General features: G+C 46.2%; 20 protein-coding genes. 12 read left to right on the top strand and 8 right to left on the bottom strand.

Translation table 11 applies throughout. The features are described 5' to 3' along the window. Positions 1-12 precede the first annotated feature (12 nt). The 8 genes from CPIN_RS34475 to CPIN_RS34510 form a co-directional block, all read right to left on the bottom strand. Positions 13-849 (bottom strand): aminotransferase class IV, encoded by an 837-nt coding sequence (locus CPIN_RS34475; protein ID WP_012794525.1) that lies wholly within the window; start codon positions 847-849, stop codon positions 13-15. Between the two features lie 788 nt (positions 850-1,637). Further along, the gene (locus tag CPIN_RS34480) at positions 1,638-2,297 is read right to left on the bottom strand and encodes a 3-oxoacid CoA-transferase subunit B (protein ID WP_012794526.1); all 660 of its coding nucleotides are present in this window, start codon (positions 2,295-2,297) and stop codon (positions 1,638-1,640) included. Between the two features lie 39 nt (positions 2,298-2,336). Beyond that, positions 2,337-3,032 carry a CoA transferase subunit A gene (locus CPIN_RS34485; RefSeq protein ID WP_012794527.1) on the bottom strand — a complete coding sequence of 232 codons (696 nt, stop codon included), beginning with the start codon at positions 3,030-3,032 and terminating at the stop codon, positions 2,337-2,339. Positions 3,033-3,059: 27 nt separating this feature from the next. Then, positions 3,060-3,602, bottom strand: a complete 543-nt coding sequence (locus tag CPIN_RS34490; RefSeq protein WP_012794528.1) for a DUF4296 domain-containing protein — start codon at positions 3,600-3,602, stop codon at positions 3,060-3,062. A 28-nt stretch (positions 3,603-3,630) separates the two neighbouring features. Then, positions 3,631-4,596, bottom strand: a complete 966-nt coding sequence (gene porD, locus CPIN_RS34495; RefSeq protein WP_245552059.1) for a type IX secretion system protein PorD — start codon at positions 4,594-4,596, stop codon at positions 3,631-3,633. A gap of 33 nt (positions 4,597-4,629) precedes the next feature. After that, a complete protein-coding gene (gene coaBC / locus CPIN_RS34500) occupies positions 4,630-5,916 on the bottom strand; it encodes a bifunctional phosphopantothenoylcysteine decarboxylase/phosphopantothenate--cysteine ligase CoaBC (protein WP_012794530.1) in 1,287 nt (428 codons plus the stop codon). 82 nt (positions 5,917-5,998) lie between these two features. Further along, entirely contained in the window at positions 5,999-6,340 is a 342-nt protein-coding gene (locus tag CPIN_RS34505; RefSeq protein WP_012794531.1) for a DNA-directed RNA polymerase subunit omega, read from the bottom strand. 23 nt (positions 6,341-6,363) lie between these two features. Continuing rightward, a complete protein-coding gene (locus tag CPIN_RS34510; protein ID WP_012794532.1) occupies positions 6,364-7,272 on the bottom strand; it encodes an outer membrane protein assembly factor BamD in 909 nt (302 codons plus the stop codon). 748 nt (positions 7,273-8,020) lie between these two features. On the opposite strand from CPIN_RS34510, the gene mraZ reads away from it, so the two are divergent. From mraZ to ftsA, 12 genes are all read left to right on the top strand, one after another. Next, on the top strand, positions 8,021-8,527 hold the full coding sequence (gene mraZ, locus CPIN_RS34515) for a division/cell wall cluster transcriptional repressor MraZ (protein ID WP_245552060.1): 507 nt from the start codon (positions 8,021-8,023) through the stop codon (positions 8,525-8,527). An 8-nt stretch (positions 8,528-8,535) separates the two neighbouring features. Next, positions 8,536-9,444 carry a 16S rRNA (cytosine(1402)-N(4))-methyltransferase RsmH gene (gene rsmH, locus CPIN_RS34520; RefSeq protein WP_012794535.1) on the top strand — a complete coding sequence of 303 codons (909 nt, stop codon included), beginning with the start codon at positions 8,536-8,538 and terminating at the stop codon, positions 9,442-9,444. Positions 9,445-9,521: 77 nt separating this feature from the next. Further along, complete coding sequence (locus tag CPIN_RS34525) at positions 9,522-9,905, top strand: FtsL-like putative cell division protein (RefSeq protein WP_245552061.1); 384 nt, start codon at positions 9,522-9,524, stop codon at positions 9,903-9,905. 21 nt (positions 9,906-9,926) lie between these two features. Beyond that, entirely contained in the window at positions 9,927-12,032 is a 2,106-nt protein-coding gene (locus CPIN_RS34530; RefSeq protein ID WP_012794537.1) for a PASTA domain-containing penicillin-binding protein, read from the top strand. Between the two features lie 9 nt (positions 12,033-12,041). Beyond that, positions 12,042-13,508, top strand: a complete 1,467-nt coding sequence (locus CPIN_RS34535) for a UDP-N-acetylmuramoyl-L-alanyl-D-glutamate--2,6-diaminopimelate ligase (protein ID WP_012794538.1) — start codon at positions 12,042-12,044, stop codon at positions 13,506-13,508. Between the two features lie 135 nt (positions 13,509-13,643). Continuing rightward, the gene (gene mraY, locus CPIN_RS34540; protein ID WP_245552062.1) at positions 13,644-14,840 is read left to right on the top strand and encodes a phospho-N-acetylmuramoyl-pentapeptide-transferase; all 1,197 of its coding nucleotides are present in this window, start codon (positions 13,644-13,646) and stop codon (positions 14,838-14,840) included. 2 nt (positions 14,841-14,842) lie between these two features. Further along, entirely contained in the window at positions 14,843-16,183 is a 1,341-nt protein-coding gene (gene murD / locus CPIN_RS34545; protein WP_012794540.1) for a UDP-N-acetylmuramoyl-L-alanine--D-glutamate ligase, read from the top strand. 53 nt (positions 16,184-16,236) lie between these two features. After that, on the top strand, positions 16,237-17,430 hold the full coding sequence (locus CPIN_RS34550; RefSeq protein WP_012794541.1) for an FtsW/RodA/SpoVE family cell cycle protein: 1,194 nt from the start codon (positions 16,237-16,239) through the stop codon (positions 17,428-17,430). Between the two features lie 30 nt (positions 17,431-17,460). Further along, a complete protein-coding gene (gene murG, locus CPIN_RS34555) occupies positions 17,461-18,555 on the top strand; it encodes an undecaprenyldiphospho-muramoylpentapeptide beta-N-acetylglucosaminyltransferase (protein WP_012794542.1) in 1,095 nt (364 codons plus the stop codon). A 16-nt stretch (positions 18,556-18,571) separates the two neighbouring features. Then, positions 18,572-19,963, top strand: coding sequence for a UDP-N-acetylmuramate--L-alanine ligase (gene murC, locus CPIN_RS34560; RefSeq protein WP_012794543.1), 1,392 nt, complete (start codon positions 18,572-18,574; stop codon positions 19,961-19,963). A gap of 18 nt (positions 19,964-19,981) precedes the next feature. After that, positions 19,982-21,046: a cell division protein FtsQ/DivIB gene (locus CPIN_RS34565; protein ID WP_012794544.1), complete on the top strand. Its 1,065-nt coding sequence runs from the start codon at positions 19,982-19,984 to the stop codon at positions 21,044-21,046. Then, positions 21,043-22,446, top strand: a complete 1,404-nt coding sequence (gene ftsA / locus CPIN_RS34570; protein ID WP_012794545.1) for a cell division protein FtsA — start codon at positions 21,043-21,045, stop codon at positions 22,444-22,446. The genes CPIN_RS34565 and ftsA overlap by 4 nt, the downstream gene beginning before the upstream one ends. Positions 22,447-22,454 lie beyond the last annotated feature (8 nt).

The raw sequence follows: 22,454 nt of genomic DNA on the forward strand, positions 1-22,454 counted from the left end.
ATTGTCCCGGATTTATAATCCCTCATGTATGAGCTCGTGTAGTATCACCGCAGTGGCATTTCCATAACTACTGTCACGGAATGAACTGACCCACCTGACGCCTGTCACCGCATTGGTGAGGAATATCTCCTCTGCATTCTCCAGATCCGCTACAGTAACGGGATTTTCTGACACCGTAAATGGAAGTTCCATGCGTAAAAGATGCTTGCGCATCACACCGCATACGCCACCTTCCGATAATGGCGGCGTAATAATTTGTCGTCCCTGTACAATAAAAAGATTTGCAATCGTCGTATCCGCTACCCTGCCGCAAGGGTTCAGCAATACTGCTTCATTAATGCGGTGTTGTTTAGCATACATGGCAGCCATTACATACGGCAGACAATTATTAGACTTAATAGAAGAATATTTATCGCTCGTCTTTCTGACATCCGGAAAGATATCCAGCACTAGTCCCGTTGCATTTAACTCCAGTACCTGCCGGTTCAGTTCCCAGCTCTGAATAATGAAATTCGGCAGATTATTCACAGGATCATACAAACCACCATCCGAGCGGAATACTGTCAGCCGCACTCTCGCCAGCCGCTCATTGCCATTACGCACACAGAGCTCTGTGATCAGTCGGATAAAATATGCTTTTGTGAAATGTTGGGGAACATCAAAATGCAGCAGGTGCATACTGGCCATCAGCCTTTCAAAGTGCAGGTCCGCCAGTAATACCTTGCCCTGGTATACCCGCATGGTTTCAAAACAACCATCTCCATAGCGGAAGGAACGGTTGTCAGCCGTTAATATAGGTTCGGACGACCCAATAAATTTACCGTTATAACATAAAAACCCCGATTGCACTTCGAACACTTTAGCGTTAAATGGACTGTTAAGTTACGGAAATTTCATGGGGTAAAAATGGGTAGCGGTTACCCGGCAGGTCGCCGGATAACCGTCTTTTTTTCACATAGGACAGGGGTCCTTCCTGGCCCTGTGCCCGGACGAACGCCTGCTATGACAATAACCCTTGTAATAAAGCTGTTGAAGACACGATTCCCGCACCGGGCCTGAATACGCAAAGACAGCCCATAGGCTCATGCGCACTGCTGCATGTTACACAGTATTACTTGATAAAATAAACAGTATAGGATAAATAGGACACGACAAACAGTCACATGACATGAACATATATATTTCTTCAATATATCGGTCCATACTGATAACTATTCAATAATTTCTTTCCTATTTTAAATTAGGTACATACGTGGTAATTCCATTATAGTGTTGCTTGATTCTCTCTAGTTCACAGACGATAACCAATGCTTGCGCATTGTACGATTTATTTATTTTGGTTTGTTACAGACGAACTTTTTTCTCTGTTGACGCTAATAGTTAGAATGCCGTTTCTGTTTTACGCTCAACAATTGCTGCTCTCGTTACTAACAATCGTTGACATAGCAAAGATGCTGAATTAGTTTTATTATACAATAGCAAGTTAAGGGTATTGCAAATATGAGGGATAATACTTATGAAGATTTAAAAAATTTGGAAACACCATTTATTCAATTAGCAGTTAAGAATTAAGAATTAAGAATTTCCTCCGCAACAAGCTTCGCTGCATTCAATTCTTAATTCTTAATTGTTAATTCCTAATTCAACTTCATTTCCGGTATATCCCCTTCTACAACAAGTCTTCCCGCCGTTTTCGCCACAATCTCTTCCACACTGACGCCCGGTGCACGCTCCAGTAAACGGAAGCCCGCAGGTGTAATATCAAGTACAGCCAGTTCCGTTACCACCTTCTTTACACAGGATACACCTGTCAGAGGTAACGTACACGTTGGTAGTAATTTGCTCTCTCCTTTCGGATTCGTATGCATCATCGCAACGATAATATTTTTTGCAGCCGCTACAAGATCCATCGCTCCCCCCATTCCCTTCACCATCTTACCGGGTATTTTCCAGTTGGCAATATCTCCCGCATCAGATACCTCCATAGCGCCCAATACAGTCAGGTCTACCTTGCCGGCCCTGATCATCCCGAAACTCTCCGCAGAGTCAAAAAACACGCCTCCAGGCAGCACAGTGACCGTCTCCTTACCTGCATTGATCAGGTCCGGATCGATGTCCTGTTCTTCCGGATAAGGTCCCATCCCCAGCAATCCGTTTTCAGATTGCAGCATGATAGATATATCAGCAGGAATAAAATTGGCGACAAGTGTAGGAATGCCGATTCCCAGGTTGACATACATTCCGTCGCGCAGTTCCTGCGCTATTCTTTTGGCAATGCCATATTTATCTAAAGACATATTGATTCTCCGTTTTGAGGTTGCAGTAAACAAAAGGGATTAACCCATTTTCACGGTCTTCCGCTCAATGCGTTTTTCATAATTACTTCCCTGGAAGATGCGGTGCACATAAATGCCCGGTACATGTATCTGGTCAGGATCCAGTTCTCCGGGTTGTACCAGGTGCTCCACTTCCACAATAGTAATATTGCCTGCTTTGGCCATAGAAGTACTGAAATTGCGCGTCGTTTTGCGGAATACCAGGTTACCCATCGTATCGCCTTTCCATGCTTTCACAATGGAAAAATCAGCATGCAGGGCCAGCTCCATGAGATAGTGTTTACCGTCGAATTCACGCACCTCTTTTCCGGCAGCGATCTCCGTACCGTAACCGGCAGGTGTGAAGAATGCAGGAATACCCATACCTGCCATCTGAATACGCGTCGCCAGCGTCCCCTGAGGGATCAGTTCTACCTCCAGTTCTCCGGAAAGCAGTTGTCTTTCAAATTCAGCATTTTCACCTACATAGGATGATAACATCTTTTTGATCTGCCTCGTTTTGAGTAAAAGGCCAAGACCAAATTCATCCACACCGGCATTATTGGAAATACATGTTAATTGCTGCGTACCTTTTCGTACCAGCGCAGCGATACTGTTTTCGGGGATCCCGCACAAACCAAATCCGCCCAGCATCAGGGTAGCGCCATCGCGGATGTCATGCAATGCCTCGTCGGCATTAGCTACAACTTTATTCATGTTTTGGTGATGTTTATCAAGAGCAGATCAGCTGCGTAGCTTCACCGGCTTCGGTTCTGGTAACCTGCTGGCGGGTGGGATACGCTGCGGACTGATACTTCTCTTATTTTTCTTAACAAATGGAATTGATGTGTCCTGTCCACTCCAAATTATGGTATTATTATTAACCGGCAAAAGGGAGTTGATATTGGTAGTATACTCTTTATTGCGCACATCGGCATCGAGCCCTTCTTTCTGTTTGGAGATCACTGCAAACATCATATCATATATCGCCTTAAACCTGTCAGGATGTGCTTCGTAATAGGCATAACTGTGGTTAAACTCCTTTGGGGTGAGTTTATGCAGATCGAGGATCTGACGGTAATAAACTTTCAGCCGTTCTTTACGAATCGAATCGTTCACAACGATACTCACGCCGTCTTCCTCCAGACCGGCATAAGAATCCGCCATGTTCATGTCAAGCAATACATCACGCATTTCTTCTCTTGACAGGATGCCTTTCGGTGTTTTTTCCGCGTCCCCGCATGCTGCCAACAGCAATACCAGGCAAACCACTAATATTCTATACATACAGATTTTCTTCTTCAAGGATGCAAAGCTATTTCATCTGCTGATATTTCGCAGCATTCGTTACGTCCATTTGTGCCAGCAATTGTGCCGCACGTGTTTTTTCCTGTGGTGGCGCTTTCGCAAAGATCTTCTGCAATTCGTCTGCCTTTGCACTGAAAAACACCGCCATCAGCATAGAATTGGGAATATCCTGGTACACGGCATATAACATGTTCAGACAGTTCATCACCGCATTACGCCCCTTGTTCATATCCTCATACATCATATCCATTCCCTGACGGTGATACTGGTACATCACATCATGGAAACGGCTGAATTTCACATTCAGGAGATTGTCCTGCAACCAGTAACGGTTACGGTTGCCTTCAAAAGGCTTCCATCCTGAAATCTCCTTACCATCAGGCGCATTGCTCACAATATTCAGCGCTTTCTTAAAATAGTCGTCTCCCCCTCTTGGCGCAAAAGAATCAGCGTCCAGTCCGAGAATGATATAAGTATAATAAGCCAGGATCGCTGTCAGATTCGAAGCCAGCGGATCATTACCCACTACCCTGTTATCACTGAATTCCAGCGGCTGAAACTCCACATAACGGAAAGCCACATTCACATCCTGCATGTTCAGCGTACTGCTCAGGTATCCGGCGTTATACACAGGACGGGTAGATTGTACGGTCAGGTTAGCCCGGAAAGTATTGTTACCCACATCCTCAGTAATGGTCAGCAGGAAGTTACATTCAATACGCTCTGCGGGTGCAAAACCTTCATCTGACCATCTGCGGCCATTCAGGAATTCCTTTATCGCATTCTGGAGGGTGGTAAAAACCTTTCTGCTGGTATTGTTATTCACCTTACCGCCGGTAGTGACGGTCACATTTGCACGCAGCTCCTGCGCCTGTACGGATGACAAGCCCAGAAAAATGCCCATCATCGACATCAGCAGGGCAAAGCAATGGGATTTATGCTTTGCACACCATAAGTAAGCGTTCGTTGCCATTGTGATCATTCTGAGTTATATAGAGCAATGTATTTATACGATCAGGGGAGCGGTATTGGTATGCAGGATATCCACAATTGAACGTACAATATCCTGGGCCACTTCCTGTTTGGATTTCAGTGGTAGTTCCCTTGCATCGCCTTTTTTGTCGAACAAGGTCACTTTATTGGTATCATGATTAAAGCCGGCGCCTTTATCATTCAGGGAATTCATTACAACGAGGTCCAGGTGCTTTTCACGGAGCTTCTTTAATGCGTATTCCTTTTCATTGTTGGTTTCAAGAGAAAAACCTACCAGCACCTGCTTGTCGGTCCGGATCGCTCCCAGCGTACGCAGAATGTCCTTGGTCTTCTCCAGTTCCAGTGTCAGGGCATCCCCCTCCCCTTTCTTCATTTTGATGTCGGCGACGTGTTTCGGACGGTAATCGGCTACGGCGGCCGCCATTACGATAACGTCAGATTGTGAAAAATGTGCTTCACTGCCCTTGAACATGTCTTCAGCCGTTACCACCCGGATCGTTTTTACGGAGGGGTGATTGGCGGACAAGCCCGTCGGTCCGAGTACCAATGTCACGTCTGCACCAGCGGCTGCCAGGGTATCGGCAATAGCAATACCCATTTTACCACTGGAATGATTGCTGATATAACGCACAGGATCCAGCGGTTCTTGCGTCGGACCAGCCGTTACCAGCGCTTTTTTTCCTTTGAGCGGTTGCTCAGTACCATTAAATGATTGTTGGTCAGCCGACTGTATAGCGTTCGCTGATCGATCAGCCGATGACTGATTATTAAAATGCGTATGCAGGAATTGTACAATATGCTCAGGTTCGGCCATCCTTCCCTCTCCAAACAGCCCGCTGGCCAGTTCCCCTTTTTCTACCGGCAACTGCTGGTGACCATATGACAGGAGTCGGGTAATGTTAGCGCGGGTAGCAGGATGATGCCACATATCTTCATCCATGGCAGGTGCAAAGAGTACCGGACAGGTAGCAGATAAGTAAGTCGCCATCAGCAGGTTATCACATGCACCATTGGCCATTTTTGAAAGGGTATTCGCAGAGGCAGGTGCAATCAGCATCACATCCGCCCAGCGACCCAGCATCACGTGGTTATTCCAGCTCTGGTTATCACTGATCGTCACGGGCACTTCATGCTTGGAAAGTGTTGCCAGGGTCAGCGGCGTAATGAAATCACAGGCGGAGGGCGTCATGACCACTTTTACGTCAGCACCTTCTTTTACCAGCAGGCGGACGAGGGTAGCGGCTTTATAGGCAGCAATACTGCCGGATACACCGAGTAATATTTTCTTTCCTTGAAGCATGACCGTATTGGCTATTAAACAAAAAAAGCGGCAGAAAACGTATTCTGCCGCCATGAAGTTAGATATTTTTCAGCCAAACTACTTAGCTATATAAGTCGTCGTCATTTCTACGGAAGTAGATCTTATCTTCCAGGAATTCCATGGTTGCCTGAATAGCAGGATTTGCCATTCTTTCATAGAAACGGGAGATTTCGATCTGCTCTTTGTTCTCATGCACTTCCTCCAGGTTATCTGTGTGGCTGGCAAATTCTTCCAGCTTGGAGTGCAGTTCTTCCTTCACAGATATGTTGATCTGGTTGGCGCGTTTAGCGATAACTGCAATAGACTCATACAGGTTGCCAGTTTTGCTCTTAATCTCGGTGGTGTTTTTTGTTTCAACCATCGGATTGATGCTGCTGGTGAGACCTCTTTTTATTTTGCTCATTCTCCAGGGAATTATTGTGATTATTAATTGTTTTTAGATTCCGTACCCGGCTGGGTATCTTTTTCTGCCTTATTCACCGCTTTTTTGGCCTTCTTCTCTTCTTTTTTGCTACGGTCGGGCTTGTTGTAGCTATCGATCGTCTTAATATTACTCTGCGCTAAGGTATAATATTTTTCGGCATCTCCTTTCAGTTTGCTGGCGTTGTAGTGGTCAGCAAAGTCCAGGTACTCACTCAGCACATCCTCATAACGCTCTTTCTGCTTTTCCCATACGCTGTTTTTGGCGTAGTTATAATAAGCCTTGATTGCCATATACTTATAAGAATCGCTCTTATCAGAATCCGGGAAATTACGCATCAGGCTTTTGAAGGTGATGGCAGCCGCCTGGTAGTGGCCCAGGTTATAATATAATTCGGCGTTGTTGTATTCTTTCTTTTCCAGTTTCCTGCGGGACAGTTCGATCACCAGGTTAGCCTCAGGTACTTTATCAGACGTAGGATAGTTGTTGATAAAGGTCTGCATGGCAGCGATCGCCTTCTGCGTATTGGTCTGGTCCAGTGCTACCTTAGGAGATTGTTTGTAATAGCAATAAGCCTGCATGTAGTCCATTTCGGTCGCGCGCGGACTGTTAGGGAAGTTATCCAGGTAGTTTTTGAAGTAGAAACCTGCCTGCACATAATCCTTCATTTTGTAGGAACAGTAGCAGTAGTTATAGTACATAGGCTCGTACTTGTCGGTTCCTTTGTATACCTGGAATAAAGATTCATACAATGTCTGAGCAGTCATGTATTTTTTCTTCGCATACAGTTTATCGGCGTACGCAAGCTTCGCTTCGTAATCCTTACTTTTTTCAATTCTGCGCAGCTCGGTATTACAGGACACCGCAGCTGTGGCCGCTACAAAGAGACAAATGTATAAAACTAATTTCCGCATAAAAGAGGGCAAAGTTAAGAATTAAATGTAAATGTAAGGTAGGGCAGGAATTGAAGCTGTTAAAATTTTGTAAAAGCGGGGGATCCGGCAACCGGATTTGCCATTTTTTTCCACTAGAAACGCGCTTTTCCACATTTTACCACCGAAAGGCCATTTTTGAGGAACTGCCGGTTAAAATCATGATCTGTCCCCTCGTTTATGAGTGCTTCGCTGTCCCTCTGGTATGCTTTATCCTTCATTGATCCTTCATTACGGAGCGAAAGATCAACGAAGCATAAGTATTATCTGACTACTATCAGATCAGGAGTAAAGCAGGATATTACCACCCCATTAGTGGTACTCCGGACTTCCTCTCTCCCTTTTTCCACCTCGGTAGACCCTGGAGGTGAATTTAGCAAAGCCCTGCAAAAACTACACAAAAAAGTTACCTACATGCCATTTAAACAGTGTTAACCGCACTGCTACGTGAATGTGAAAAGTTCGAAAATGTGAATAACTGATGTTAAATATGGGCGAAATACGTAGAACTACGTGCTGGTGGAGCCTATTGAGACTTTGAATATCCTATGTAATTACGGTTATAAACACAAAATGCACATTTATTCACACAATATATACACGTTACTAACATTAACCCACCATCAATGCATAATAAATGCCATGCGACTCAATATAATAGGCAAAATATTGCTGTGGAAAAAATTTATATTTCTTTTTATCGTTAGAGAGTGGGAAAAAGTGTTATTTTGTGTTAGAAAATGTTTTTCAAGGACTTTCGCCCCCAATTATGACAGGCTTTCTCGGTGAATATGAGGCTACGTTGGATGCAAAAGGTCGCTTTCTACTCCCGGCAGGCTTCAAAAAGCAACTGGCAGAAAGCGCAGGAGAGCAGTTTGTCATCAACAGGGGTTTTGAAAAATGTTTGTCTTTGTATCCCATGAGTGAATGGCAGCCAATTTTTGAGAAGATCAGTAAGTTAAACGACTTCGATCCGAAAGTTAGAGAATTCAGGCGCTACTTTTTAAATGGGGCAACAATATGTGAACTGGATAGCGCGGGGAGATTATTAGTACCAAAAAACTTAATGGCCTACGCCTCACTTGAGAAAGACATTGTGCTGGCTGCGGCGACAAATAAGATTGAAATCTGGGATAAAGGTAAGTACCAGGAGTTCTTTGAAAATTTCTCACCAGGAGCATTTAGCGACCTGGCCCAGCAAGTAATGGGAGGCGGGGATAATAATATTTCGATTTAATTGATAGTATGGAAGAAGCTTCAGCATATCATCTGCCCGTATTACTGCAGGAAGTGATTACTAACCTGCAGATACAACCTGACGGTGTATATGTAGACGCCACTTTTGGTGGCGGGGGCCACTCCAGGGCAATCCTGGAAAAGCTAAATGAGAATGGCAGACTGATCGTGTTTGATCAGGACGAAGACGCCTACAATAACCGGATAGACGACCCAAGGGTCACCTTCGTTCAGCAGAACTTCCGGCACCTGCAGCGCTTCCTCCGGTTATACAAGTCTGTACCGGTAGACGGTATCCTCGCTGACCTGGGAGTATCCTCCTGGCAGTTCGATACCGCTGAAAGAGGATTCAGTACCCGTTTCGACGGAGATCTGGATATGCGGATGGATAAACGCAATGCGCTGACCGCCGCTTCTCTCCTCCAGTCCTCTACCGAAAAAGAACTGCACCTGCTCTTTCAGAATTACGGAGAAGTAACAAACGCCCGTACACTCGCAAAGACCATCGTGCAGGAACGCAAGGCAAGACCAATGCGTACGATAAACGAATTCAAATCTGTAATTCAGCCGATAGTAAAAGGCAATCCGCAGAAATACCTGGCACAGGTTTTCCAGGCACTGCGAATTGTTGTAAATGATGAATTTGGTGCCCTGAAAGATATGCTGAATCAGTCAGCGGAAGTGTTAAAACCCGGTGGAAAACTGGCAATTATCACCTTTCACTCTCTGGAAGACAGGCTGGTGAAAAATTTCATGAAAACGGGACAATTTGAAGCACAGGAAGACACGTTCTCTTACGAAACACCTCCTAAATTATTCAGGTTAGTCACCAAAAAGCCGGTTACAGCAAGCCCCGAAGAGCTGAAGCGCAATACAAGGTCCCGAAGTGCAAAACTGAGGGTAGCCGAAAAAATATAAACTGATTATGAATCCGCTATGCCAATGTGCTTGTCACCCGACAGGTAACATTGGCTTAGCAGCATAAATGATATAACGTGTTGCAGGAACAAGAAGAATACATATCAGCCGAAGAAGAAACCCCGGAAGAACAACCGGAACTATCGGAACAACCGGAACACAAGAGAGAATGGCGCCTCCGTATTAACTACAGGGCGATCACACAAAACATGCCTTTCATACTGTTCCTGTCCGCACTCGCCCTGATATATATTGCCAACAGTCATCTTGCAGAAAAAAAGATAAGACGTATCAATACGCTTGGAAGGGAAATCAAAGAACTAAAATGGGAGTACCTGAACGTTAAAAGTGATTTGATGTTCCAGAGCAAAATGAGCGAAGTAAGCAAAGCAGTCGATCCCCTCGGATTAAAACCGCTAAGCTCTCCGCCACAAAAAATTGAACTGGAGAAAAAGGAATAAACCTTTTTAACATAACAAACAGTGGAAGTAAAGAAAGACATATTGTGGCGTGTGTATCTGTGCTTTATCGGCATGGGACTGTTTGGTGTGGCAATCCTGGTAAAAATATTCCTGGTACAGAATATCGAAGGTAACTACTGGCGCAGTATGGCAGATAGCCTGCATACCCGCTACGTTTCCCTCGAGGCAGACAGGGGTACTATATATTCTGAAGAAGGCCGTATGCTTTCCACATCCATTCCTTATTTCAATTTAAGGGTGGATTTTGCTGCTGATGGCCTGAGAGAAAAAAATGGTAAAAGATTCACGGATAATGTTGATTCCCTGGCGCTTTGCCTCTCTCAGCTCTTCAAAGATCATACGCAGAAAGAATATAAGAATATCCTGAGAGAAGGGTACCAGCGTAAAGACAGATACTTCCTCCTCAAAAGAGACGTACTGTTCGTACAATATCAGGCAGTCCGCAACTTCCCGATGTTCAGACTCGGAAAAAACAAAGGCGGCCTGATCGCAGAAACGAAAAACAAACGTATTAACCCCTTCAAACTATTGGCTAACCGCACAATAGGATTGTCCAGGGAAAATGCACAGAACGTAGGTCTCGAAAGGACCTACGATAACTTTTTAAAAGGCGTCACCGGTAAAAGACTGATGCGCCGTATCGCCGGTGGAACATTTGTTCCCGTGGAAGGATACGATATCGAACCAGAAAACGGCCGCGATATCATCACCACCATCGACGTGAATATGCAGGACATTGCTGAAACAGCCCTCATGAATATGATGGTCAGCAATGAAGCACAACATGGCACCTGCATCCTCATGGAAGTGAAAACCGGAAAGATAAAAGCGATTGCCAACTTAGGACGTCAGCCTGATGGCAGCTACTGGGAGGATATGAACTATGCCCTCCAGGTAGGTGAACCAGGCTCCACTTTCAAACTGGCTACCGTAATCGCTGCCCTGGATGACCAGTACGTCTCCATGAACGATCAGGTAAACCTGAATGAAGGACGCCTCCAGATAGGTAAAAGAACTGTTTTTGATTCTGAGCCTCACCCGGGACAAACAAACGTCAGCATCAAACATGCTTTCGAACTGAGTTCCAACGTGGGGATGGCCCAGCTGGCCATGCGGTGTTACGCAAAAAAGCCCAATGAATTTGTGGCACACCTGCGTAAACTGAACCTCGATAAAGCCACCGGCATCGATCTCGTTGGGGAAGGTAAACCGGTGATCAAAAGCACTAAGTCTAAAACCTGGAGCGCTACCAGCTTACCCTGGATGTCCTTCGGTTATGAAGTGCTGGTAAGTCCGCTGCAGACCTGTATGCTGTATAACGCAGTCGCCAACAACGGTAAAATGATGAAGCCTTACCTCGTAAACTCCATCATGGAATACGGTCAGCCGGTAAAAGACTACGATCCGGAAGTAGTAATGGACAGTATCTGTTCGCAGAACACCTTACGACAGGTGAAAGCCATGCTCGAAGGCGTAGTAACAAATGGTACAGGCCGCGCACTCTGGACGCCTTACTACAAGCTCGCCGGTAAAACGGGTACCGCGCTGGTAGCAAACGGTAAAGATGGCTACAAAGAAAAGATCTACCAGTCCTCCTTCGCCGGCTACTTCCCTGCTAACGATCCACAGTTCACCTGTGTAGTCGTGATCAAGAACAAAGCCAATGCGGTAAAGTTCTATGGAGGTGCAGTAGCAGGACCCGTATTCCGCGAAGTGGCAGATAAACTGTACGCCATCGCACTGGAAAAACAAAGACCCATGCGCGCCGCTGTTGCAATAGATACATTGCTGGCGTTTAAAACCGGACAGGGACGCGAATGGAAAACCATATTGAACACACTAGATCTGCCCATGCAGGGCGCTGTAGGAAACAGCAACTGGGTAAGTCCCAGGGTGAATGGTAAGAAGATCACCTTCGCTGCCGTTAAACAGGCAAAAGGTGGAGTACCGGATGTAACGGGGATGGGACTGAAAGATGCGCTGTATCTGCTGGAGAATGCAGGAATGCGTGTGATCGTCAGAGGCGCCGGAAAAGTGACTAACCAGTCAATACCAGGTGGCTCCTTATTGGAAAGAAACCAGACTATCGTAATAGAACTGAGCTAAAAGAGCATGATGAAGACGCTGCGAGACATATTATACAATGTGAGCATCCGCGAAGTACACGGTAGTACAGACACTGCTGTGAATTCGCTGAGCATCGATTCCCGGGCAGTTACCCAGGGAGGCGCATTTATCGCCATCAAAGGCGTACATGCGGATGGTCACCTGTTTATTGACAAGGCAATCGCACAGGGAGCAGCAGTCATCATTTGTGAAGAATTGCCGCAAAGCCTGGCTGATGACCTTACCTACGTACTGGTCAACAGCAGCGCAACTGCCGCCGGCGTAATTGCTGGTAACTATTACGATAATCCGTCTCATAAACTGAAACTGGTCGGCGTAACCGGTACCAATGGTAAAACAACCATCGCTACCCTCCTGTTCCGCCTGTTCAGTAAACTGCGTTTCCACTGCGGACTGCTGTCTACTGTACAAAACCAGATCGGTGATAAGGTCGTACCAGCCACACATACCACTCCTGATGCAATCCACCTGAATGCTTTACTGGCAGATATGGTGGATGAAGGCTGTGAATATGTGTTTATGGAAGTCAGTTCACATGCGGTGCATCAGCAACGTATCGCCGGACTGAAATTCGCCGGTGGTATTTTCAGCAACATCACTCATGATCACCTGGATTACCACAAGACCTTCGACGAGTATATCAAGGTGAAAAAAGCGTTCTTCGACGGACTGCCAACAACCGCCTTCGCACTCACCAACCTGGATGACAAGCGGGGAAATGTAATGCTGCAGAACACCAGGGCGAAGAAACAGTCATACAGCCTCAAAACAGTGGCCGACTTCAAGGGCAAAATCCTGGAGAACAACCTGACAGGGCTGATCATGACAGTGAATGAAAAGGAAGTACACTTCCGCCTGATCGGAGAATTCAATGCATACAACCTGCTGGCAGTATATGGAACAGCCATACTGCTGGGACAGGATAAAGACGAAGTACTGCAGGCGCTCAGCGATCTGTCAGGTGCAGAAGGAAGATTTGATTACATCACCTCTGCTAAAGACAGGATCATCGGTATTGTGGACTATGCACATACGCCTGATGCACTGCTGAATGTACTCGCTACCATTAAAAACCTGCGTAAAGGCAACGAACAGGTAATCACAGTGGTAGGCTGCGGTGGCGACCGCGATACGGCGAAACGCCCTGTAATGGCAGCAGCAGCTACTGAACACAGCGATAAAGTGATCCTGACGTCTGACAATCCGCGCTCGGAAGATCCCGTAGCCATCATTCAACAGATGGAAGCAGGTATACCGGTGCATCAGAAAAGAAAGGCACTATCTATCACAGATAGAAAAGAAGCCATCAAAACAGCCATCAGCCTCGCCAATCCGGATGATATCATCCTGATAGCCGGCAAAGGCCACGAGAAATACCAGGAGATCCAGGGCGTAAAACACCCCTTCGACGATAAAAAGGTATTGCTTGAGATGCTGGAACTAATGGGGAAATAACGAGAACTGACAACTGAGACAACTAACTAACTACACCTGTAAGTAACGACTACAGGCTATTGACCGAGACTAACTAACGATATGCTATATTACTTATTTAACTATCTCAAATCATTAAACTTCAGCGGCAGCGGGATGTTTCAATTCATCACGTTCCGGGTGACCATGGCATTGCTGCTGTCGTTAGCGATTTCCCTGTTATTAGGTAAACGCATTGTGAAGTATCTCCAGCGTAAACAGATCGGTGAAACCATCCGTGATCTGGGACTGGCAGGAGAAAATTCCAAAAAAGGTACCCCTACCATGGGCGGTCTCATCATCCTTTCTTCCATCCTCATTCCTACCCTGCTGTTTGCACAGATCAAAACAGTGTATATCTGGCTGATGCTGCTCTGTACAGTATGGTTAGGACTGATCGGTTTCCTGGATGATTATATTAAAGTCTTCAGGAAAAATAAAGAAGGACTTGCAGGTAAGTTTAAAGTGCTCGGACAGATAGGTCTGGGCATCATCATAGGTAGCACACTGTATTTCAACGATAACGTAGTGATCTCCCGTGAGATCATCGGCGGTAAAAAACTCGCACCGTATGAAAGAACAGTGAACCACCAGGAAAGGGTTACAAAAGATGGACACAGATTTGCAGATGTAAAAACGCCGATCACCACCATCCCTTTTGTAAAGAATCATGAGTTCAACTATGCCAAACTGATCTCCTGGATGGGACCAGGCGCTGAAAAATATACATTCATCCTCTACATCCTGATCGTGATTGTGATTATCACGGCAGTGTCTAACGGGGCCAACCTGACAGACGGACTGGATGGACTGGCAACAGGCGTATCCGCAGTAATAGGCGTGTGTCTTGGCGTCTTCGCCTATGTATCGGGTAACATACAGTTTGCCGAGTATCTGAACATTATGTACATCCCCAACCTGGGTGAACTGTCCATCTTCATTGCGGCCTTCGTAGGTGCATGTGTGGGCTTCCTCTGGTACAACGCTTATCCGGCGCAGGTATTCATGGGTGATACCGGAAGTCTTGCACTGGGTGGTATAATTGCTTCTATCGCGATTATCGTGAGAAAAGAGCTCCTGATCCCGATCTTCTGCGGTGTGTTCCTGATAGAAAACCTCAGCGTGGTGCTGCAGGTCTCCTACTTCAAATACACCAAGAAAAAGTATGGCGAAGGCCGGCGCATTTTTAAGATGTCTCCGCTGCACCATCACTATCAGAAACTGGGATATCATGAAAGTAAAATTGCGGTAAGATTCTGGATCGTGACCATCATCTGCGCAGCAGTATCAATAGCAACGTTAAAAATGAGATAAACATGCAAAAGAAACTCATCATACTTGGAGCCGGTGAAAGCGGTATCGGTGCTGCCCTTCTGGGTAAGCAGCAGGGGTATGATGTATTTGTATCTGATGGCGGTGCTATAAAAGACATCTATAAACAGGAACTGGCAGTTAACCACATCCCTTTTGAAGAGGGACGACATTCCTGGGATGTGATATTGAATGCAGATGAGATCATTAAGAGTCCCGGCATTCCTGAGAAAAGCGAATTGATGAAAAAGGTTCGCGCACAACAGGTACCTGTGATCTCTGAGATAGAATTCGCTTACCGGTACAGCAAAGACAGTAAGGTCATTGCCATCACCGGTAGCAACGGCAAAAGCACAACAACGGCGCTCACTTTCAACATCTTTGAAACAGCAGGTTTACATGCTGCAATGGTAGGAAATATCGGCCTCAGTTACGCGAGGCAGATAGCGACAGCGCCGGCGGATTATTACATTGTAGAAGTGAGTAGTTTTCAACTGGACGATATCAGGGATTTTAAACCAAACGTCGCTATTCTGTTGAACATAACACCAGATCACCTGGACCGTTATGACTACAAAATGGCGAATTATGTGGCGTCAAAATTCCGCATAGCGATGAATCAGGGACCGGAAGATTATTTCGTGTATTGTATAGATGATCCTGAAATCACGAATTATCTGAAGGAACATACTATTTATTCAACAACAATACCGTTTACTATCATGGAACCATTAAAGCAAGGAGGATTTATGGCAAACGAACAGGTGAACATCCAGGTTAATGATGAGCCAATGATCGTATCAATGTATGATCTCGCATTAAAAGGCAAACATAACCTGTACAATTCCATGGCAGCCGGTATTGCTGGGCGAACGATGGACATCAGAAAGGAAAAGATTCGCGAGAGTCTGACCTCCTTCAAGAGCCTCGAACACCGGATGGAGTATGTGGCGACGGTACGCGGCGTGGATTTCATCAATGATAGTAAAGCGACAAATGTTAACTCCCTCTGGTTTGCCCTGGAAAGTATGGAACACCCGGTAGTCCTGGTAATGGGTGGTGTGGATAAAGGCAATGACTACAGTGCGATACGCGATCTGGTAAAAGAAAAAGTAAAAGCGATCATCTGTCTGGGCGTTGACAATGCACCGATACAGGATGCATTATCAGGCTACACACCGGTGATGATAGATACACGCAGTATGAAGGATGCAGTGAATGCTGCCTTCCAGTATGCGGCCAAAGGAGATGTGGTACTGCTCTCTCCTGCCTGCGCAAGCTTCGATCTCTTCAAGAATTATGAAGACAGAGGCCGGCAGTTCAAGGAAGCAGTAAAAGAACTGTAACCAGCCTGTATCCGGGTTTCGTATCTGGATAGACAGGCGCCAAAAAAGTTGAGATGGACGTACTTCAGAGGACAAAAGGAGACAAAGTGATATGGACGATCGTGATCTTCCTGTCACTGGTAAGCCTGCTCGCTGTTTACAGCGCCACGGGATCCCTGGCGTATCGTGAGCAGGGTGGTCATACGGAGTACTATCTGTTTAAACAATTGAGCGTACTTGGAATGGGGTTGCTGATCATCTATTTCGCGCACAGGGTGAATTATACGATTTACTCACGTGCTGCACAGATAGGGTTTATCATCTCAATTCCCTTGCTGATATATACACTGGCGTTCGGACATAGTCTGAACGATGCCAGCCGGTGGATCCGGCTGCCGGTGATCAACCTGACGTTTCAGACATCGGATGTGGCTAAACTGGCCATATTCATGTATGTAAGCCGTCAGCTGTCAAGACGCCAGCACATCATTACCGATTTTAAGAAAGGCTTTCTGCCCATCATTATACCGGTAGCGATAGTATGTGCGCTGATCATGCCGGCGAATATGTCAACGGCATTGTTACTGGGCGCGAGTTGTATGATACTGTGCTTCATTGGCCGGGTACCTGTCAGGTTCCTGGCTTCCATGGTAATAGCCGGTATGGTAATGATCCTGCTGATAATAGGTATCGCTGTAGCAACAGGTAATCCGATGCGTCTGGAAACCTGGAAGAAAAGGGTGGAACATTTTGTATCGACAGACAAAGATGAACTGCCTTATCAGGTACAACAGGCAAACATCGCCATCGCAGGTGGCGGCGTTATAGGAAAAGGACCAGGCAACAGCACCCAGAGAAACTTTCTTCCTCATGCGTATAGTGATTACATCTACGCAACAATTATCGAGGAGTATGGTATATTTGGCGCCTTTTTGATATTGATGGCCTATATGTTGCTATTACTACGTAGTATACGCATTTACAGAAAATGTCCCTATGCATTCGGCGCATTTCTGGCAGTAGGGCTCAGCGTCACGCTTGCTATACAGGCACTGACTAACATGGCAGTGAATGTAGGGCTCTTTCCGGTAACAGGTGTTACGCTGCCACTGGTGAGTATGGGAGGTTCTTCCGTGATCTTTACCAGTCTTGCAATAGGTATCATACTGAGCGTATCCCGCAACGTTGAAGACCTGGAAGGCAAAAGGATAGAACAGGAAAGAATAGCGAAAGTGATGGAACAGAATGGTATGCAACCAGCAGCTTAAAAGAACTAAATAAAAAGTAAATAAAAACAGATGCAACGCAGAATTATCATAGCAGGTGGGGGTACAGGAGGACATATCTTCCCGGCCATTGCCATTGCCAATGCGTTGAAGAAGATAGATCCGGAAACTGAGATTCTTTTCGTAGGCGCCAAAGGAAAAATGGAGATGGAGAAAGTGCCGCAGGCAGGCTACAAGATCGAAGGACTGGAAATAGCTGGTTTCAATCGTAGTAACATGTTGAAAAACCTGTTATTACCGTTTAAGATATTGAAAAGCCTGGGACAGGCACGCCGTATCATCGATCAGTTCCAGCCACAGGCAGTGGTTGGCGTTGGTGGTTACGCCAGCTTCCCCATCATGCGAAAAGCGCAGAGTAAAGGCATCCCGACACTGATACAGGAACAGAACTCTTTCGCCGGCAAGGCTAATATGTCGCTGGGCAAAAAAGCAAAGAAGATCTGCACCGGCTACGATGGTATGGAAAAATTCTTCCCTGCCGATAAGATCGTGGTAACCGGTAATCCTGTAAGAGGCAACATTACACAGTCATCCGTGACACGTGAAGAAGCAGCGCAGCATTTCGGCCTGCAAAGCGGTAAAACAACCGTATTTGCAGTAGGTGGCAGCCTTGGAGCAAAAGCCATCAACGAAGCACTGCATCCTATGCTGGCGAGTTTTGTGGAAAAGGATATCCAGCTGATCTGGCAAACAGGTAAGCCGTATTTCGAAACAGCAAAGAGTGCAGCCGCCGCATATGCATCACACGTAAAAGTGTTTGAGTTCATCAACCTCATGGACTTTGCCTATAAAGCAGCTGACGTGGTCATATCACGTGCAGGCGCACTGGCAATTGCTGAACTGTGTGTGGTGAAAAAACCGGTCATATTCGTACCATATCCGTTTGCGGCAGAAGATCATCAGACCTTCAATGCGCAGAGTTTAGTGAATAAAAAGGCAGCCCTCATTATTAAAAATGATGAAGCGGCGACACAACTGGGGACAACATTATTCAGCCTGGTGCAAAACAAAGCACTGATGGAACAACTGGAAGAGAACATAGGAAAACTGGGCAATACCAACGCTGACATGGTCATCGCAAAACAGGTAATGGCATTAATAGGGTAAATCACGTATTGAGAAAATGGATCTGAACAAAATAAAACGCATCTACTTCATTGGCATAGGAGGCATCGGCATGAGCGCTATTGCACGCTTCTTTAATGAGAAGGGTATGCAGGTAAGCGGTTATGACCGTACCGAAACGGCGCTCACACGCCAGCTGGCAGAAGAAGGCATGCAGATCCACTATACAGATGATGTACAGCTGGCCGACCAGCAGGCTGACCTGATCGTGTACACACCCGCTATACCTGCTTCGCATACAGAACTGATCTGGTTCCGTGAGAAAGGCTTCGAAGTAGTAAAACGTAGCGACGTATTACAGGAGATCACCAAAGAATTATACGCGATCACCGTTGGAGGTACACATGGTAAAACTACCACCTCTACCCTGATCGCTCATATACTCAGACACACCGGTTACGGCTGTAACGCTTTCCTCGGAGGTATCAGCGCCAACTATGACCGTAACTTCTGGAGCAGCGACAAACAGGTAGCTGTAATAGAAGCCGACGAATATGACCGTTCATTCCTGAAGCTGCATCCCGATGTGGCAGTACTGACTGCCATTGACGCAGATCACCTGGATATTTACGGTACAGAAGAAGAAGTACAGGAAGCATTTATACAGTATACCCGCAACATCAAAGCAAAAGGCACACTGGTGGCAAAGCAGGGACTACACCGCGCAGCAGAACTGAAAGGGGACAATCACATATGGTATCACCTGGAAGACAACAAAGCTGACATATATGCAGCCAATATACGCCCGGATGAAGGTGGATACAGATTTGATGTAATACAGCACAACTGGACACTGACAGACATCTACCTTCCGATCGGCGGTACACACAACATCGAGAATACAGTAGCAGCAATTGCAGTAGCACACCTGTTAGGTATTGCAGATGAAAAGATCAAAGCAGCAATCGCTGACTTCAAAGGCATCAAACGTCGCTTTGAATACCTGGTGAAAAATGATTACCAGATATACATCGACGATTATGCACATCACCCGGAAGAACTGCGCGCACTTATTAGCAGTGCTCGTGCGTTATTCCCTGACAGAAAATGTGTCGTGCTGTTTCAGCCTCACCTGTACACACGCACACGCGACTTTGCAACAGGGTTTGCAGAGAGCCTGTCACTGGCGGATGAAGTACTGCTGCTGCCAATCTATCCCGCACGTGAACTGCCTATAGAAGGTGTACACAGCGAGATGATTGCAAAGATGATCACAAAACCCGTTCAGGTAATCCGGAAAGAAGACGTGCTCTCCTGGGTAAAAGCGAACAGCGCACCACTATTTATCACAGCAGGCGCCGGAGACATCGATCAGTTCCGCGAGCCCGTTGAAGAAGTGCTGAACGGAAAAGGCATCGTAGAAAACGAAGAAGTAAAAAAGAAAGCTTAAAACTGTAGGAAACACCCAATGCAGACAAAGACCCGTAAGGTATTAAGACGAATCGGTACTACCCTCCTCTGGATGGGTGTGCTGGCCGGTTTTGTCATCTTGCTGGTATCCGCAGTGAATGACAAAAATGACGGCAAGTGCACCGGCATCGTGGTGAAACTCCAGGGAGAAGATGACGCAAACTTCTTTGTAGAAGAAAAAGATATCAAAGCACTGGTAGCTGCCGATAAGACTAAAAACCCTGTCGGAAAAGCCATCAAGGATATCAACACCGCCAGCCTGGAACAGATCGTGTCACGCGATCCATGGGTAAAAAAAGCGGAGATATTCATAGACAATCAGCGCAGGCTGAATATCAAAGTAACACAGCGGGAACCGCTGGCACGTGTATTCACGACAAGCGGTAACAGCTTTTACTTTGACAGGGACGGAGACCGTATACCGGTATCCACCCGCTACGCCGCCCGCGTACCGGTGTTCACAGACTTCCCTACTGATGCTGCAAAACTTGCATCTGCAGACAGCATGGTAGCAGCAGGGATCATGGCACTCGGCAGCTTTATTCAGGAAGATCCGTTCTGGTCTGCTCAGATAGAACAGATAACGATCACTCCGGGGCGTGAGTTTGAACTAATCCCAAAACTGGGCGATCACGTAATCGCATTCGGAGACGGGACCGACGTGGAAAAGAAGTTCAGCAAACTGCTGGCGTTCTATAAAGAAGGACTGAATAAAGTAGGCTGGAACAATTACGCCAGGATTAATGTTGCTTATGACAATGAGGTAGTATGTACAAGAAGAACAGGAGAAGAGTTGTCGAAAAAGCTGGCAACAGAAGACAGTGCACGTATTGCCAGACTAAGTGATTCTTCCGACGGATATCTGATACACCGCGATGACGAAAAGCACACGGAAACAACAACAAGTGTGAAAGCGCCGGCCAGAGTAGTAACAGCAAGGCCATCGCTTTCAAAACCGAAAGTACAAAAGGAAACGGCGTCAGATAAAAAGAAGGCTCCGAAGGCTGTGTATAAACCGGTTAAAAAATCTGTCAACACAACAAAAAACAATAGAACGCCATGAATCAGGAAGCTCCCATCATTGTAGGTCTCGATATTGGCACTACAAAGATTGCTGCCATAGCAGGAAGAAAGAATGAATACGGGAAACTGGAAATCCTGGGATTCGGTAAAGCCCCGTCTTTCGGAGTACAGCACGGTATGGTGCTGAATATCGATCAGACGATCAAGGCGATCCGTCAAGCACTCGAAAATTGCTACGCTTCTAATCCGAATCTCGAAATCAATGAAGTATACGTTGGTATCGCAGGTCATCATATAAAAAGTTTGCAGACACGCGGCGACATCGTTCGTAGCGACACGGATGCAGAAATTTCGCAAAAAGACATTGATCAGCTGATCAATGACCAGTATAAAACGGTGATCCCTGCCAGTGATCAGATCATTGACGTGATTCCGCAACAGTATATCGTGGATAGCCTCCAGAACATCACCTACCCTATCGGTATGTCAGGTGTGAAGGTCGGCGCTAACTTCCACATCATCACCGGCGATAAAAATGCTATCCGTAATATCAATCGTAGCGTGGAGAAATCCGGTCTGAAAATACATGACCTCGTACTGCAGCCACTGGCATCCGCAGCAGCTGTTATGTGTGACATGGACTTCGAAGCAGGTGTAGCAATCGTAGATATCGGTGGTGGTACGACAGACCTCGCCGTGTTCTATGAAGGTATACTGAAACACACAGCCGTGATCCCATACGGTGGTGAAAACATCACCAACGATATCAAAAACGGTCTGGGTGTACTGAAAACACAGGCAGAACAAATGAAGGTGCAGTTCGGCTACGCACTGGCTGATGAAGCTAAGAGCAACGCCTACATCACCATTCCTGGTCTGCGTGGCCAGAGCCCGAAAGAGATCTCTGTAAAGAACCTGGCCCACATCATACAGGCACGTATGAGTGAGATCATGGACTTCGTGGTGTACCATCTGAAACAGATCGGTATGGATAATAAAATGCTGAATGGCGGTATTATCCTGACCGGTGGTGGTTCTCAGCTGAAACACCTCATACAGTTAACAGAATATACTACCGGTGTAAGCGCACGTATCGGCTACCCGAACGAACACCTGGCAAGCGGTCATATCGACGAACTGACCAAGCCCATGTACGCTACCTGCGTAGGTCTCATACTCAAAGGTTACAATGACTATGAGAACGATCGCAGAGCACTGGAAGAAAACTATGTAAAGATCAACACCAGCTACGTGGCGAAAGAACAGGCAGCTAAAACTGTCAACCTTCCGGAAGAAAGCTGGGAAGACGATGAACCTACTGTTGAGCAGATTCAGGAGAGAAAAGCAAGAGAACGGAATGCTTCGCTGAAAACATTCCTGGACAGGATGAAGACAAAGATCATAGACATGTTCACGGAAGAAGAAGATGCGAAACTTTAACAAGGGTA

It is taken from the genome of Chitinophaga pinensis DSM 2588 (genome assembly GCF_000024005.1).
In the GTDB taxonomy this organism is placed as follows: Bacteria; Bacteroidota; Bacteroidia; order Chitinophagales; family Chitinophagaceae; genus Chitinophaga; species Chitinophaga pinensis.

What these genes read in the sequence shown, in the direction of transcription:
- CPIN_RS34480 (WP_012794526.1), bottom strand. Translation starts at nt 2,297, where the DNA reads ATGTCTTTAGATAAATATGGCATTGCCAAAAGAATAGCGCAGGAACTG.
- CPIN_RS34485 (WP_012794527.1), bottom strand. Translation starts at nt 3,032, where the DNA reads ATGAATAAAGTTGTAGCTAATGCCGACGAGGCATTGCATGACATCCGC.
- CPIN_RS34490 (WP_012794528.1), bottom strand. Translation starts at nt 3,602, where the DNA reads ATGTATAGAATATTAGTGGTTTGCCTGGTATTGCTGTTGGCAGCATGC.
- porD (WP_245552059.1), bottom strand. Translation starts at nt 4,596, where the DNA reads ATGGCAACGAACGCTTACTTATGGTGTGCAAAGCATAAATCCCATTGC.
- coaBC (WP_012794530.1), bottom strand. Translation starts at nt 5,916, where the DNA reads ATGCTTCAAGGAAAGAAAATATTACTCGGTGTATCCGGCAGTATTGCT.
- CPIN_RS34505 (WP_012794531.1), bottom strand. Translation starts at nt 6,340, where the DNA reads ATGAGCAAAATAAAAAGAGGTCTCACCAGCAGCATCAATCCGATGGTT.
- CPIN_RS34510 (WP_012794532.1), bottom strand. Translation starts at nt 7,272, where the DNA reads ATGCGGAAATTAGTTTTATACATTTGTCTCTTTGTAGCGGCCACAGCT.
- rsmH (WP_012794535.1), top strand. Translation starts at nt 8,536, where the DNA reads ATGGAAGAAGCTTCAGCATATCATCTGCCCGTATTACTGCAGGAAGTG.
- CPIN_RS34535 (WP_012794538.1), top strand. Translation starts at nt 12,042, where the DNA reads ATGAAGACGCTGCGAGACATATTATACAATGTGAGCATCCGCGAAGTA.
- mraY (WP_245552062.1), top strand. Translation starts at nt 13,644, where the DNA reads ATGTTTCAATTCATCACGTTCCGGGTGACCATGGCATTGCTGCTGTCG.
- murD (WP_012794540.1), top strand. Translation starts at nt 14,843, where the DNA reads ATGCAAAAGAAACTCATCATACTTGGAGCCGGTGAAAGCGGTATCGGT.
- CPIN_RS34550 (WP_012794541.1), top strand. Translation starts at nt 16,237, where the DNA reads ATGGACGTACTTCAGAGGACAAAAGGAGACAAAGTGATATGGACGATC.
- murG (WP_012794542.1), top strand. Translation starts at nt 17,461, where the DNA reads ATGCAACGCAGAATTATCATAGCAGGTGGGGGTACAGGAGGACATATC.
- murC (WP_012794543.1), top strand. Translation starts at nt 18,572, where the DNA reads ATGGATCTGAACAAAATAAAACGCATCTACTTCATTGGCATAGGAGGC.
- CPIN_RS34565 (WP_012794544.1), top strand. Translation starts at nt 19,982, where the DNA reads ATGCAGACAAAGACCCGTAAGGTATTAAGACGAATCGGTACTACCCTC.
- ftsA (WP_012794545.1), top strand. Translation starts at nt 21,043, where the DNA reads ATGAATCAGGAAGCTCCCATCATTGTAGGTCTCGATATTGGCACTACA.